The sequence below is a fragment of the Bacillus sp. FSL W8-0770 genome (genome assembly GCF_038008705.1).
Lineage (GTDB): Bacteria > Bacillota > Bacilli > Bacillales > Bacillaceae_G > Bacillus_A > Bacillus_A cereus.
In genome coordinates, this window is record NZ_JBBOZR010000001.1 from 242501 (window position 1) to 257500 (window position 15000).

The following is a 15000-nucleotide window of genomic DNA, read 5'->3' on the forward strand; positions in this document are numbered from 1 at the left end:
GATATTGAATTTTGGTACAGTTTGTACAGGATAGGCGGGAGCCATTGAAACCGGAGCGCTAGCTTCGGTGGAGGCGCTGGTGGGATACCGCCCTGACTGTATTGAAATTCTAACCTACGGGTCTTATCGACCCGGGAGACAGTGTCAGGTGGGCAGTTTGACTGGGGCGGTCGCCTCCTAAAGTGTAACGGAGGCGCCCAAAGGTTCCCTCAGAATGGTTGGAAATCATTCGTAGAGTGCAAAGGCATAAGGGAGCTTGACTGCGAGACCTACAAGTCGAGCAGGGACGAAAGTCGGGCTTAGTGATCCGGTGGTTCCGCATGGAAGGGCCATCGCTCAACGGATAAAAGCTACCCCGGGGATAACAGGCTTATCTCCCCCAAGAGTCCACATCGACGGGGAGGTTTGGCACCTCGATGTCGGCTCATCGCATCCTGGGGCTGTAGTCGGTCCCAAGGGTTGGGCTGTTCGCCCATTAAAGCGGTACGCGAGCTGGGTTCAGAACGTCGTGAGACAGTTCGGTCCCTATCCGTCGTGGGCGTAGGAAATTTGAGAGGAGCTGTCCTTAGTACGAGAGGACCGGGATGGACGCACCGCTGGTGTACCAGTTGTTCTGCCAAGGGCATAGCTGGGTAGCTATGTGCGGAAGGGATAAGTGCTGAAAGCATCTAAGCATGAAGCCCCCCTCAAGATGAGATTTCCCATAGCGTAAGCTAGTAAGATCCCTGAAAGATGATCAGGTTGATAGGTTCGAGGTGGAAGCATGGTGACATGTGGAGCTGACGAATACTAATAGATCGAGGACTTAACCATATAATATGTAGCAATGTTATCTAGTTTTGAAGGAATATGCCTTCATAGTTTGGTGATGATGGCAGAGAGGTCACACCCGTTCCCATACCGAACACGGAAGTTAAGCTCTCTAGCGCCGATGGTAGTTGGGACCTTGTCCCTGTGAGAGTAGGACGTCGCCAAGCTATTTATATTGTCGCGGGGTGGAGCAGCACGGTAGCTCGTCGGGCTCATAACCCGAAGGTCGCAGGTTCAAATCCTGTCCCCGCAACCAAATGGTCCCGTGGTGTAGTGGTTAACATGCCTGCCTGTCACGCAGGAGATCGCCGGTTCGACCCCGGTCGGGACCGCCATTTCATATAAAGAAAAGAACGAAACAAGTTGTTTCGTATTTTTTTATTTGTTTTAACAAAAAACTAATAAAGACAGTCAAACTATCCTTAGGACAACTCCTAAGGACTTTTTTATATATTCAAAACCTGTATAATAAAGAGCAGAGAACATTGTGAGTAAAGTAGGTGAAGTCTGTGAGTAAATATGAAGTAACAACAAAATCTTCTGAGGAAACACAAAGGTTATCAGAAAAACTAGGTGAGCTCGTAGAGGCACAAGATGTAATTATTTTAGAAGGAGATCTTGGAGCTGGTAAGACGACTTTTACAAAGGGACTAGCAAAAGGTCTTGGAGTGAAAAGAGTTGTAAATAGTCCTACCTTTAATATCATTAAAGAATATAAAGGTAGGTTACCGCTATATCATATGGACGTGTATCGCTTAGCAGAAAGTGAAGAGGACTTAGGCTTTGATGAATATTTCTACGGTGAAGGAATTACGGTAGTAGAATGGGCTCATTTAATAGAGGCATATTTACCAAATGAAAAGTTACAAATTAGTTTATTCCATGCTGGAGATGACACAAGAAAAATTATACTCGAGCCAATTGGAGATCGCTATATTAGATTATGTGAGGAGCTATTACAAGATGAAAGTACTAGCAATTGATACTTCAAATTACGTAATGGGTGTATCCCTTATTGAGGAAGGAAACGTAATTGGGGAAATCATTACAAATTTAACAAAAAACCATTCTGTACGTCTTATGCCAGCTGTAGAGAAACTGTTAAAAGAGTGTGGCGTAAAACCGAAGGAATTAACTAAAATCGTTGTAGCTGCTGGACCTGGATCCTATACAGGTGTTCGCATAGGCGTGACAGCGGCGAAAACATTAGCTTGGTCACTTCAAATACCAATTGTAGGTGTATCAAGTTTAGAGGTAGTAGCTGCAAACGGTGCTAACTTTAACGGGTTAATTTGTCCTTTATTTGATGGAAGACGTGGGCAAATTTATACTGGGTTATATACATATGAAGGAGAGCAGTTAACTTCAATAGAAGAAGACCGAATTATTCTTATTGTGGACTGGTTGCAAATGTTAAAAGATAAAGGACAGCCTGTTTTATTTATCGGTAACGATGTTAAATTGCATAAAGAAACAATTATAGAACATTTAGGTGATCAAGCTGTATTCGCTCCATTTACTAAAAATAACCCAAGACCAAGTGAGCTAGCATTCTTAGGGTTACAAAAAGAAGACCAAGATGTGCATACGTTTGTTCCAAGCTATCTTCGTTTAGCTGAAGCTGAAACAAAGTGGTTAGAAAGTCAAAACAAGTAGGAGCTTGCAGAAGATGGATATGATATTTAGAAAGATGGAGCTTGATGATATTGCTCAAATTGTAGCTATTGAAGAAGCGTCTTTTTCAACTCCTTGGACTGCAGATGCCTTTCACCGTGAATTAACGATGAATGAACATGCACATTATCTTGTGTTAGAAAAAGATGGTCGTGTAGTCGGGTATTGTGGATTGTGGATAATTATTGATGAATCACATATAACAAATATAGCTATTTTGCCAGAATACCGAGGTCAAAAGTTAGGAGATGCCCTATTGAAAGCAGTTATTTCTGAAGCGAAAGAACTAGGGGTAAAAACAATGACACTTGAAGTACGTGTATCAAATGAAGTAGCAAAGCAGTTATACAGAAAATACGGATTTCAAAATGGTGGGATTCGTAAACGATACTATGCAGACAATCAGGAAGATGGTCTCGTAATGTGGGTGAATATATAATGGAAAAAAATACGATTATACTTGGTATTGAAACAAGTTGTGATGAAACAGCAGTAGCAGTTGTTAAAAATGGAACGGAAATTATTGCGAATGTCGTTGCATCACAAATTGAAAGTCATAAACGTTTTGGCGGCGTTGTACCAGAGATTGCATCCCGTCATCATGTAGAAGAAATTACAGTTGTGTTAGAAGAAGCTTTAAAGGAAGCAAACATCACATTTGATGATATTGATGCAATTGCTGTAACAGAAGGTCCTGGTTTAGTAGGAGCACTTCTAATTGGAGTAAATGCAGCGAAGGCAGTAGCGTTTGCACATGATATTCCGTTAGTCGGTGTTCATCATATTGCTGGTCATATTTATGCGAACCGTTTAGTAAAAGAAGTTCAATTCCCGTTATTATCACTTGTTGTATCTGGTGGGCATACAGAACTTGTTTATATGAAAGAACATGGTTCATTCGAAGTAATTGGTGAAACACGAGACGATGCAGCTGGAGAAGCATATGATAAAGTAGCTCGTACGTTATCTATGCCATATCCAGGTGGTCCTCATATTGATCGCCTTGCACATGAAGGAGAACCGACAATTGATTTGCCTCGTGCATGGCTAGAACCGGATTCATATGATTTTAGCTTTAGTGGATTGAAATCAGCAGTTATCAACACTGTGCATAACGCAAAACAGCGCGGTATAGAAATTGCGCCAGAAGATTTAGCGGCAAGTTTCCAAGAAAGTGTAATAGATGTACTTGTAACGAAAGCAGCTCGTGCAGCAGAAGCTTATAATGTAAAGCAATTACTTCTTGCTGGTGGAGTAGCTGCTAATAAAGGACTTCGTGCGCGATTAGAAGAGGAATTTGCACAAAAAGAAAACATTGAATTAATTATTCCGCCGCTATCTTTATGCACAGATAATGCAGCGATGATTGCAGCGGCAGGGACAATTGCTTATGAACAAGGTAAGCGTGCAACATTAGCCTTAAATGCAAATCCAGGATTAGATATTGAAGCATAGTTATGCACATAATTAACCACAGGTTGTGGATAAAACCCATATTGTCTGTTGATAATGTGGGTTTTATTGTGTATATAAAATGTTGATAACTTTTTTGTTGATTGTGGATAATGTGGAAAAGTTATTTTAAGGTTTATTTTATAAAGGTGGATATGTGTATAAACTTGTGGATAAATAGGATGATGTCAGACCTTTAAATTTGTTCTTTTTCGGGAAATAAAAAGTAAGAAGATATCTCCGAAAAACATTTTGAAACATCCCCCTATTATAGAAGATGCTAATATTGTCAATTTTTGTCGTTAAATCGATATTTTGTGTCGAATTGTTAATATATATAGGGTTACAATAGATATATTTGAAAAATCGTTGGTATATTCTAAGTTACGATTGATATACTCAAAAATTGTTTCTGTATTAAAAGAAAAAAAGATGTCGCATAGTCAAAAATCCTGACTTATGAGACATCTTCCTTATTTAAATATGCTTATACATGCAGCTCTTCCCATTCTGCCATACAAGTTTCAAGTTGTTCTTGTAGCGTTTGCTTTTTAGTTGTAATTTCACTAGCTTTTTCATAATCTGCATATATTTCTGGTAAGCAAAGTTGATCTTCTAGCGTAGCAATTTCTTCTTCTAATTCTAATATACTTTGTTCTAGCTCTTCAATTTTTCTAGTGCGTTGACGCTCTAGTTTTTTACGCTCTTTTTCTTCTAAATAATTTAATTTCTCTTGTGCAACCACTTTTTGAACAGGAATGTCACTTTCTTGCTGTTCAAGTTCTGCACGTTCAATCATTTCATTTTTCTTTTCAACGTAGTAATCGTAATCCCCTAAATATTCCTGTGCACCTTCTGTTGATAACTCAACCACAGTCGTTGTTACACGGTTAATAAAGTAGCGGTCATGTGAGACGAATAGAAGAGTCCCTGGGTAATCAATTAAAGCATTCTCCAAAATCTCTTTACTATTTAAATCAAGGTGGTTCGTAGGCTCATCTAGAATTAACAAATTCGACTTTTGCATCATAAGTTTTGCAAGAGCTAATCGAGCTTTTTGTCCACCACTAAGAGAAGATACTGGTTTCAGTACATCATCTCCTGTGAATAAAAAATTCCCGAGTATAGTACGGATTTCTTTTTCAGGTTGCAGTGGATATTCATCCCATAATTCATTTAAAACCCGTTTAGAAGATGTTAAGTTTGCTTGTTCTTGATCATAATAACCAACAGATACATTTGATCCGAAAGAAACATCACCATTTAATAGTGGTAACTTATTCACAATAGACTTTAACAATGTGGATTTCCCAATTCCGTTTGGACCAACTAAAGCAACACTATCTCCGCGAGTTAAGCGCATAGTTACATGTTCAATTATAGGGTTCTCATCATAGCCGATGGTTGCATCATTTACTTGTAAAACATCATTTCCACTTTGCTTTTCAATATCGAAGTGGAATGATGCTGACTTAGAATCCCCTAATGGTCTCGTTAATAATTCCATTCTGTCTAGTTGTTTACGACGACTTTGAGCACGTTTCGTTGTAGAAGCGCGAGCTATATTCTTTTGAACGAAGTCCTCAAGTTTTGCGATTTCATCTTGTTGTTTTTCGTAACGTTTCATTTCTTGCTCATATAATGCTGATTTTAAGTCTAAATATTTACTGTAGTTACCAACAAATCGTCTGCTTTCTTTATTCGAAATTTCATATACTTGTGTAACGAGTTTGTCTAAGAAATAACGGTCATGTGAAACGATTAATATTGCGCCAGGATAACCTTGTAAATATTGCTCAAGCCACGTTAATGTTTCGATGTCTAAATGGTTTGTAGGCTCGTCCAAAATAAGTAAGTCTGGTTTTGTTAATAATAATTTCCCGAGAGCTAATCTTGTTTTTTGCCCGCCGCTTAAAGTAGAGATCGTCGTCTGGTGCGTTTCAACTGGGAAGCCAAGGCCGCTTAAAATGGAGCGAATATCCGCTTCATATTGATATCCACCTTGATCTTTATAATTGAGTTGCAATTGGTCATAATCAGCTAACAATCTTTCATATGTAGCTTCGTTTGAAAAGTTTTCTTCTTTTCCCATTTCTTGCTCAAGCCTTCGAAGTTTTGTCTCCATTTGCTGTAAGTGAGTAAAGACGGTTAGCATTTCATCCCAAATTGTTAAAGACGTTTCTAGTCCAGTATTTTGAGCTAAATATCCGATTGAGACATCTTTCGGTTTTATAATTTCGCCACCATCATGAGATAATTCACCAGCGATAATTTTTAATAATGTAGATTTGCCTGCTCCATTCCTTCCAACTAATGCGATACGATCTTTTGTTTGTACTTCCAATTTTATGTTTGCAAGAATCGTTTCTGCACCGTATAATTTCGAAAGCGCGTTTACTTGTAATAAAATCAATGTTTTCACCTCAAATAATTTCTTAACTTTGCCATGTTTATATTTCTCAATCATACTAAAAATAGTGTATAGTTTAAAATAAAGAGAGAATACTTCTTCTCTTTATTATACAAGGAATTTAATGAGTGCTAAACTTCTGTATTTGATTAAAGTATATGAATAAAGATAGGAAGAGAGGAGAGGTCATATGGATCAGCAAAAGATTCCACAAGCCACTGCTAAAAGATTGCCTCTATACTATCGATTTATCCAAAACTTATCTCTTTCTGGTAAGCAGCGTGTTTCATCGGCCGAATTGAGTGAGGCAGTAAAAGTAGATTCCGCAACAATACGAAGAGATTTTTCGTATTTTGGAGCGTTAGGGAAAAAGGGATATGGATATAACGTAAATTATTTATTATCATTTTTCCGCGAAACACTTGATCAAGATGATATAACACGTGTAGCACTTATTGGAGTAGGTAATTTAGGGACCGCTTTCTTACATTATAATTTCACGAAAAACAATAATACAAAAATTGAAATGGCATTTGATGTTAGTGAAGAGAAAGTTGGAACAGAAATCGGGGGCATTCCTGTATATCATTTAGATGAATTAGAAGAGAGATTATCAAATGATATACAAGTGGCAATATTAACAGTACCGGCTACAGTAGCACAAGCTGTAGCAGATAGATTAGCTGAAACGAGCGTGCATGGTATTTTGAATTTCACACCAGCGCGATTAAACGTATCAGAGAATATTAGAATTCATCATATTGACTTAGCTGTAGAGTTACAAACATTAGTTTACTTTTTGAAAAACTATCCACAATAAAACGCAGAGGAAGCGACCTCTGCGTTTTATTATTGTTTCTTCTTTGTGAATTTAATTAATATAAGGCGAAGTGCCAAATTAAAATCAATTGTTGCCATAACTGCAAATAGTATTGTCCACATATTCCAGATTGTATCTGTCACGTTCGTAATGGCGAAGCGTGTAAAGATACATCCAAGAAGGAAGTATAGTGCAGCCATGAACAATGGTGAGTTTCTCATACAAAAAATCCTCCGATAAAGCCTTGCATTTTTTCAGCTTCTTTAATCATTTCTTGAATTTGTTCATTGCTCATAAAAATTTGCCCAATAGCGACCAATGTATTCATCGCAACATGAGCTGCAATCGGAACGATAATCCGTTTCGTCTTCACATATAAGAAGGCGAATACGAGCCCCATAGCAGTGTATACCAATAAATGAGTAAAATCAAAATGAATTGCTGCAAATACAAGCGAACTAATGATAGCTGCGATAAAGAAGTTAAACTTCTTATAAAGCGTGCCGAATAGAATTTTTCTAAATACGATTTCTTCTAAGATAGGTCCAATTATAGATACAACAATAAGGAACCAAGGTATCGTTCTTGCGATGTCCATCAGTCTGTCTGTATTCTCAGATCCACGTGGAACCCCAAATACATACATTTCAATCATACCTGCAATGGATTGTGAGATGATTGCTAAGAAGAACCCGATGAAAATCCATCCAATAGTAGCTGGGACAGAAGAGCGCATTGGATCTAAATGCCTGTCACGAATATCTGTTCTAAGTAACCAAAGTACGATACATAATGCAACAAAGAAGCTAATAATTGCCCAGTGTCCCGTTATGATTTGTCCTTTTTCCTCAATGGTAAATCCTCTATTATCGTAGAGTCCTGTTTTTAGGAGAAGTGGTAATCCAACAACGCCGGATAACTGCATTAAAATGTATGTAACGATAATCCACCAGTATTGTTTCTTCAAATGGTTTAACCATCCTTTCTAACTATAGTGTATGAGATAAGTTAGGATAACATGTAAATATGCTACCTACGATATAAACCTCACTTGAATTATGTTTTTTTCGTAAATCCTTATTTGAAATTATAATAGAAGACAGGAGAAAGTTGTGTGTGTAGCGAAAACAACTTAGGGTGTCCTTTCATATTGTAACATACGAGCAGTGGAAACAACGATTCATATAGTAAAGGCAGTATTCTATATAGAAAGTTTATATAGTGATTTGCGAAAAAATTATGATTTTTTTACTTGCAAAAGAAATTGAGATTATTTATTATTATAAGTGTGTTAGCACTCGGATGACTTGAGTGCTAATAAAAGAAATTTACATAACAAAATGAGGAGGTTATTGTTCATGCTAAAGCCATTAGGTGATCGCGTTGTAATTGAGCTTGTTCAAGCAGAAGAAAAAACAGCAAGTGGTATCGTATTACCAGATACTGCAAAAGAAAAACCACAAGAGGGTAAAGTTGTTGCAGTAGGTACTGGTCGAGTGCTTGAGAATGGTGAGCGTGTTGCTTTAGAGGTAGCAGCAGGTGATCTTATCATCTTCTCAAAATATGCAGGTACTGAAGTGAAATATGAAGGTACAGACTACTTGATTTTACGTGAAAGTGACATTTTAGCAGTTATCGGTTAATTATATAAATCTTAAAAAATCCAAGGGGGTCAATTATTATGGCAAAAGATATTAAATTTAGTGAAGAAGCACGTCGTTCGATGCTTCGCGGTGTCGACACTCTTGCAAATGCAGTAAAAGTAACGCTTGGACCAAAAGGTCGTAACGTTGTACTTGAGAAAAAATTTGGTTCACCACTTATTACAAATGATGGTGTAACAATCGCAAAAGAAATCGAATTAGAAGATGCATTCGAAAACATGGGTGCGAAATTAGTAGCAGAAGTTGCTAGCAAAACAAATGACGTAGCTGGTGACGGAACAACAACTGCAACTGTATTAGCGCAAGCTATGATTCGTGAAGGTCTTAAAAACGTAACAGCTGGTGCGAACCCAATGGGTCTTCGTAAAGGTATCGAAAAAGCTGTTACTGCTGCAATTGAAGAATTAAAAACGATTTCTAAACCAATCGAAGGTAAATCTTCTATCGCACAAGTAGCTGCTATTTCTGCTGCTGACGAAGAAGTAGGTCAATTAATCGCTGAAGCAATGGAGCGCGTTGGTAACGACGGCGTTATTACTTTAGAAGAATCTAAAGGCTTCACAACAGAATTAGACGTAGTAGAAGGTATGCAATTTGATCGTGGATATGCATCTCCTTACATGATTACTGATTCTGACAAAATGGAAGCAGTTCTTGATAACCCATACATCTTAATCACTGATAAAAAGATTTCTAACATTCAAGAAATCTTACCAGTATTAGAGCAAGTGGTACAACAAGGTAAACCACTTCTTATCATTGCTGAAGATGTAGAAGGCGAAGCGTTAGCTACATTAGTAGTGAACAAACTTCGTGGTACATTCAATGTAGTAGCTGTTAAAGCTCCTGGATTTGGTGACCGTCGTAAAGCAATGCTAGAAGATATCGCGATCTTAACTGGTGGCGAAGTAATCACTGAAGAATTAGGCCGTGACTTAAAATCTGCTACAGTTGAATCTTTAGGACGCGCTGGTAAAGTTGTTGTAACGAAAGAAAACACAACTGTAGTTGAAGGTGTAGGAAGCACAGAACAAATCGAAGCTCGCATCGGTCAAATCCGTGCGCAATTAGAAGAAACAACTTCTGAATTCGATCGTGAAAAATTACAAGAGCGTCTTGCAAAACTTGCAGGTGGCGTAGCGGTAATTAAAGTAGGTGCAGCAACTGAAACTGAGTTGAAAGAACGCAAACTTCGCATTGAAGATGCACTTAACTCAACTCGTGCAGCAGTAGAAGAAGGTATCGTTGCAGGTGGTGGTACTTCACTTATGAACGTATACACAAAAGTAGCTTCTATCGTAGCTGAAGGCGACGAAGCAACAGGTATCAACATCGTACTTCGCGCACTAGAAGAGCCAGTTCGTCAAATCGCAATCAACGCTGGTCTAGAAGGATCTGTAGTTGTAGAGCGTCTAAAAGGCGAAAAAGTAGGCGTTGGTTTCAACGCAGCTACTGGCGAATGGGTTAACATGCTTGAGTCTGGTATCGTAGATCCAGCTAAAGTAACTCGTTCTGCACTTCAAAACGCAGCATCTGTTGCAGCTATGTTCTTAACAACTGAAGCTGTAGTAGCTGACAAGCCAGAACCAAATGCACCAGCAATGCCTGACATGGGCGGCATGGGCATGGGCGGTATGGGCGGAATGATGTAATTCCGTTTGCCCTAAAAAACATCCATTTCTATATAGAAATGGATGTTTTTTTATGTTTTTTAGAAAAGGAAATGAATTTCTGTAGAATTTTGTCGCTTTCTCTCTTGACCATATTGATATTTCATTGTTAGAATCTAGGAAGATAATATAAAACGATCCTTCATATATCCTCAATGATATGGTTTGAGAGTCTCTACCGGGTTACCGCAAACAACCTGACTATGAAGGCAGTGTGTCTTATATTTATAAAGAGCGGAGACTATCTTTCTTTATAAAGCCAGGCCCCTGCCTTTTCTTTGTTATGAGACTAGAGGCGGAGGACTGGCTTTTTTTATTATATTGGTAATGCTTTTCGCCAAATTGGTGAAAATATTTATATACGAGAACTAACGTTGGGGTGATTATTTTGAAGAAACAACACGATACAATTATCGTTTTAGATTTTGGAAGTCAATACAATCAGTTAATAGCACGTCGAATTCGTGAGTTCGGTGTATACAGTGAACTTCATCCACATACAATTACTGCAGAAGAAATTAAAGCAATGAATCCAAAAGGGATTATTTTCTCTGGTGGACCAAATAGCGTATACGGTGAAGGTGCATTACATTGTGATGAAAAAATCTTTGAACTAGGTTTACCAATCTTCGGTATTTGTTACGGTATGCAGCTTATGACGCAACACTTCGGTGGTAAAGTAGAGCGTGCAAATCACCGTGAGTACGGAAAGGCTGTTCTTAAAGTAGAGAACGAATCAAAATTATATGCGAACCTTCCAGAAGAGCAAGTTGTATGGATGAGCCATGGTGACTTAGTAACTGGTTTACCTGAAGGATTCGTAGTAGACGCAACAAGTGAGTCTTGCCCAATTGCTGGTATGAGCAATGAAGCGAAAAACTTATACGGTGTACAATTCCACCCAGAAGTACGTCACTCTGAGCACGGTAACGATTTAATTAAAAACTTCGTATTCGGCGTATGTGGTTGTTCTGAAGGATGGAACATGGAGAACTTTATCGAAGTAGAATTAGAAAAAATTCGTGAAACTGTTGGAGACAAAAAAGTACTATGCGCACTTAGTGGCGGTGTAGACTCTTCTGTTGTAGCAGTATTAATTCATAAAGCAATCGGCGATCAATTAACTTGTATTTTCGTTGACCACGGCTTACTGCGTAAAGGCGAAGCAGAAGGCGTTATGAAAACATTTAGCGAAGGCTTCCACATGAACGTTATTAAAGTGGATGCAAAAGAACGCTTCATGAACAAGTTAAAAGGTGTAGAAGATCCAGAACAAAAACGTAAAATCATCGGTAACGAATTCATTTACGTATTTGATGATGAAGCGTCTAAATTACAAGGTATGGACTTTTTAGCACAAGGTACACTTTACACAGACATCGTTGAAAGTGGTACAGCAACTGCACAAACAATTAAATCTCACCACAACGTTGGTGGACTTCCAGAAGACATGCAGTTCAAATTAATTGAGCCTTTAAACACGTTATTTAAAGACGAAGTACGTGTATTAGGATCTGAACTAGGAATTCCTGATGAAATCGTATGGCGTCAACCATTCCCAGGACCGGGTCTTGGTATTCGTGTATTAGGTGAAATTACAGAAGAGAAATTAGAAATCGTTCGTGAATCTGATGCGATTTTACGTGAAGAAATTATTAAAGCGGGCTTAGACCGTGAAATCTGGCAATACTTCACTGCACTTCCTGGTATGCGTAGCGTAGGTGTTATGGGTGACGAGCGTACTTACGATTACACAGTAGGTATCCGTGCAGTAACATCTATCGACGGTATGACAGCTGACTGGGCACGTATCCCTTGGGACGTATTAGAGAAAATCTCTGTACGTATCGTAAACGAAGTAAAACACGTTAACCGTATCGTGTATGATGTAACGAGTAAGCCACCAGCAACTATTGAGTGGGAATAGTATTTATAAAAAGATCCATCTATTGCTTATGCATAGATGGATCTTTTTTGTTTTGGCGTTAATACGAACGAAACTATAAAAGTTTATGAAAATGTTCGTTTTTAAATTGACAAAACTACTTCGTCGAGTTAATATGATTATGTAATTCAAACGAAAAGTGAATATTATAGCCGTCGTATAATATCGGGGATATGGCCCGAAAGTTTCTACCTAGCTACCGTAAATGGCTTGACTACGAGGCGTTTGTATAAAGATGAGGGGAAACTTGTCTTTGTTTATAGAACGCTTCCATGTATATATGCAATGGGAGCCTTTTTTATTTCTCGGGATAAAAGAGGGCTAGGGTGAAATACGGCGAGTAATCATATAACGGGGGAAACATAGGATGAAACGCTATTTTCAGTTTGATGAGCTCGGTACGAATTATAAGACTGAGTTCATAGCAGGGTTAACGACATTTCTATCTATGGCTTACGTACTATTTGTCAATCCTGCTACGCTGTCGCTTGGAAATGTTAAAGGGTTACCAGCAGGTACAGGGATGGATCCAGGTGCAGTATTCGTTGCTACGGCATTAGCGGCAGCGATCGGTTCGTTAATTATGGGTATTTTCGCGAAGTATCCAATTGCTTTAGCGCCAGGTATGGGAATTAACGCGTTCTTTGCTTATACAGCAGTGTTAACGATGGGTATTCCGTGGCAAACGGCCATTGCCGGAACATTAATGTCAGGTATTATCTTTATTATTCTTACTGCTTCAGGTATTCGTGAAAAAATCATTAATGCAATTCCATCGGAGTTAAAGTTTGCAGTAGCAGCAGGTATTGGATTGTTCATTGCTTTCCTTGGATTCCAAAATGCCGGAATTATCGTGAAAAATGATGCGGTTCTTGTTGGGTTGGGGGACTTAACAAAGGGCACAACGTTACTAGCAATCTTTGGGGTTGTTACTACGATCATCTTCATGATTAAGAAAGTTAATGGTGCAGTATTCTACGGTATGATTCTTACAGCGATCTTAGGAGTTGCAACAGGATTAATTGATACTCCGAAAGCTGTGGTGGGAGCAATACCGAGTCTAGAACCAACGTTCGGCGTGGCGTTAACGCACTTCGGAGATATTTTCACAGTTCAAATGGGGATTGTTATTATAACGTTCTTCTTTATCGATTTCTTTGATACAGCAGGTACGCTTGTAGCGGTTGCAAATCAAGCAGGATTAATGAAGAACAATAAATTACCACGTGCAGGAAAAGCGTTATTTGCAGATGCGATTGCAACTGTAATTGGTGCGATTTTAGGTACATCAACAACAACGTCTTACATTGAATCGTCTGCAGGGGTAGCAGCAGGAGGACGTTCTGGATTTACAGCAGTTGTAACAGCAGGATTCTTCTTACTGGCACTATTCTTCTCGCCATTACTAAGTGTTGTAACGCCAGCTGTAACGGCACCGGCTTTAATTATTGTAGGAATCTTGATGGTTTCTTCCTTAGGGGAAATTGATTGGAAGAAATTCGAGATTGCAGTACCAGCATTCTTTACAATTATCTCTATGCCACTTACGTATAGTATCGCAACTGGGATTGCGATTGGATTTATCTTCTATCCAATTACAATGGTTGTGAGTGGTCGTCGTAAAGAGGTTCATCCAATTATGTATGTTATGGGAGTTTTATTCGTACTATATTTCATCTATGTTCGTAAATAAAAGGGGTTTTTAAAGGTCTAGACTTAAGGGGAGTCTAGACCTTTTTTGCGTCTTCAGAAAATCTTAAGGATTTCCGAGCGTTTTTCTTCAGAAGTTTTCCTATAATAGAAGTTAGGGATTAAAAAAGTGATGGGGGAGATATTGTGGCACACGAAACAATACTTGTCGTAGATGATGAAAAAGAAATTCGGAATTTAATTACAATCTATTTAAAGAATGAAGGATATAAAGTATTACAAGCAGGAGACGGAGAAGAAGGATTACGTCTATTGGAAGAAAATGAAGTACATCTAGTCGTATTAGATATTATGATGCCGAAAGTGGATGGTATTCATATGTGTATGAAGGTAAGGGAAGCGAAAGAAATGCCTATTATTATGCTTTCTGCGAAAACGCAAGATATGGATAAGATTTTAGGGTTAACAACGGGTGCAGATGATTATGTAACGAAACCATTTAATCCATTAGAGTTAATTGCACGAATTAAATCTCAGTTACGCCGTTATATGAAAATGAATGGTTTCGCTGTCCAAAATGAGGACGAGTTAGAAATTGGGGAGATGAAAATCAACATCTCGACCCATAAAGTTGTTGTAGAGGGAGAAGAAGTGAAACTAACTCCGAGGGAATTTTCAATTTTAGAATTGCTAGCTAGAAATCCAGGTATGGTGTTTAGTGCGGAGCAAATTTATGAAAAGGTGTGGAACGAACGATCTTTCCAGTCTGATAATACTGTAATGGTGCACATTCGGAAAGTGCGTGAAAAGATTGAGGAGAATCCAAGGAAACCTAGATATATAAAAACAGTATGGGGAGTGGGGTATAAGATTGAAAAAGATATTTAATCCGTTTACTTATATAA

Annotated in this window: 14 protein-coding genes, 2 tRNA genes, 2 rRNA genes and 2 riboswitches (2 of these 20 only partly in view); of the genes, 15 read left to right on the top strand and 3 right to left on the bottom strand. The window is 38.4% G+C overall.

Annotated features, from left to right (window positions below; genetic code table 11):
* The 8 genes from NST27_RS01415 to tsaD form a co-directional block, all read left to right on the top strand.
* Positions 1-813 (top strand): 23S ribosomal RNA (locus NST27_RS01415); it begins 2109 nt to the left of the window's first position.
* Positions 814-861: 48 nt separating this feature from the next.
* Positions 862-977: ribosomal RNA gene (gene rrf, locus NST27_RS01420) — 5S ribosomal RNA — on the top strand.
* A 12-nt stretch (positions 978-989) separates the two neighbouring features.
* Positions 990-1066: transfer RNA gene (locus NST27_RS01425), tRNA-Met, on the top strand.
* Positions 1067-1069: 3 nt separating this feature from the next.
* Positions 1070-1145 (top strand) — tRNA-Asp (locus tag NST27_RS01430).
* Positions 1146-1319: 174 nt separating this feature from the next.
* Entirely contained in the window at positions 1320-1793 is a 474-nt protein-coding gene (tsaE, locus tag NST27_RS01435) for a tRNA (adenosine(37)-N6)-threonylcarbamoyltransferase complex ATPase subunit type 1 TsaE (RefSeq protein ID WP_000049642.1), read from the top strand.
* Positions 1774-2466 (top strand): tRNA (adenosine(37)-N6)-threonylcarbamoyltransferase complex dimerization subunit type 1 TsaB, encoded by a 693-nt coding sequence (gene tsaB, locus NST27_RS01440; protein ID WP_000865752.1) that lies wholly within the window; start codon positions 1774-1776, stop codon positions 2464-2466. The genes tsaE and tsaB overlap by 20 nt, the downstream gene beginning before the upstream one ends.
* A 13-nt stretch (positions 2467-2479) precedes the next feature.
* Positions 2480-2923, top strand: coding sequence for a ribosomal protein S18-alanine N-acetyltransferase (rimI, locus tag NST27_RS01445; protein WP_000367192.1), 444 nt, complete (start codon positions 2480-2482; stop codon positions 2921-2923).
* Positions 2923-3939: a tRNA (adenosine(37)-N6)-threonylcarbamoyltransferase complex transferase subunit TsaD gene (tsaD, locus tag NST27_RS01450; protein ID WP_000414585.1), complete on the top strand. Its 1017-nt coding sequence runs from the start codon at positions 2923-2925 to the stop codon at positions 3937-3939. The genes rimI and tsaD overlap by 1 nt, the downstream gene beginning before the upstream one ends.
* 484 nt (positions 3940-4423) lie before the next feature.
* On the opposite strand, the gene NST27_RS01455 is transcribed toward tsaD, so the two are convergent.
* Positions 4424-6349 carry an ABC-F family ATP-binding cassette domain-containing protein gene (locus NST27_RS01455; protein ID WP_000602145.1) on the bottom strand — a complete coding sequence of 642 codons (1926 nt, stop codon included), beginning with the start codon at positions 6347-6349 and terminating at the stop codon, positions 4424-4426.
* A 187-nt stretch (positions 6350-6536) separates the two neighbouring features.
* Here NST27_RS01455 and NST27_RS01460 point away from each other — a divergent pair, with 187 nt between their 5' ends.
* Positions 6537-7166: a redox-sensing transcriptional repressor Rex gene (locus tag NST27_RS01460; RefSeq protein WP_000372699.1), complete on the top strand. Its 630-nt coding sequence runs from the start codon at positions 6537-6539 to the stop codon at positions 7164-7166.
* A gap of 29 nt (positions 7167-7195) precedes the next feature.
* Here NST27_RS01460 and NST27_RS01465 read toward each other — a convergent pair whose 3' ends face one another.
* On the bottom strand, positions 7196-7387 hold the full coding sequence (locus NST27_RS01465) for a YdiK family protein (RefSeq protein ID WP_001246200.1): 192 nt from the start codon (positions 7385-7387) through the stop codon (positions 7196-7198).
* Positions 7384-8133, bottom strand: coding sequence for a CPBP family intramembrane glutamic endopeptidase (locus NST27_RS01470; protein ID WP_000745328.1), 750 nt, complete (start codon positions 8131-8133; stop codon positions 7384-7386). The genes NST27_RS01465 and NST27_RS01470 overlap by 4 nt, the downstream gene beginning before the upstream one ends.
* 391 nt (positions 8134-8524) lie before the next feature.
* Here NST27_RS01470 and groES point away from each other — a divergent pair, with 391 nt between their 5' ends.
* The 6 genes from groES to ampS all read left to right on the top strand — a co-directional run.
* On the top strand, positions 8525-8809 hold the full coding sequence (gene groES, locus NST27_RS01475) for a co-chaperone GroES (RefSeq protein WP_000917311.1): 285 nt from the start codon (positions 8525-8527) through the stop codon (positions 8807-8809).
* Between the two features lie 38 nt (positions 8810-8847).
* Positions 8848-10482, top strand: coding sequence for a chaperonin GroEL (groL, locus tag NST27_RS01480; protein WP_001029993.1), 1635 nt, complete (start codon positions 8848-8850; stop codon positions 10480-10482).
* A gap of 140 nt (positions 10483-10622) precedes the next feature.
* Positions 10623-10724, top strand: a riboswitch (purine riboswitch).
* Positions 10725-10888: 164 nt separating this feature from the next.
* Entirely contained in the window at positions 10889-12427 is a 1539-nt protein-coding gene (gene guaA / locus NST27_RS01485; protein WP_000743906.1) for a glutamine-hydrolyzing GMP synthase, read from the top strand.
* Between the two features lie 153 nt (positions 12428-12580).
* A riboswitch (purine riboswitch) is annotated at positions 12581-12682 on the top strand.
* A gap of 130 nt (positions 12683-12812) precedes the next feature.
* A complete protein-coding gene (locus NST27_RS01490) occupies positions 12813-14138 on the top strand; it encodes an NCS2 family permease (protein ID WP_000833096.1) in 1326 nt (441 codons plus the stop codon).
* Positions 14139-14281: 143 nt separating this feature from the next.
* Positions 14282-14983, top strand: coding sequence for a response regulator transcription factor (locus NST27_RS01495; protein ID WP_000929887.1), 702 nt, complete (start codon positions 14282-14284; stop codon positions 14981-14983).
* Positions 14967-15000: the 5' end (the start) of an aminopeptidase AmpS gene (gene ampS / locus NST27_RS01500; RefSeq protein ID WP_061662067.1), read on the top strand. The gene runs 1472 nt beyond the window's last position; only the first 34 of its 1506 coding nucleotides appear in the window; its start codon is at positions 14967-14969; its stop codon lies beyond the right edge, outside the window. Before NST27_RS01495 ends, ampS begins: the two co-directional genes overlap by 17 nt.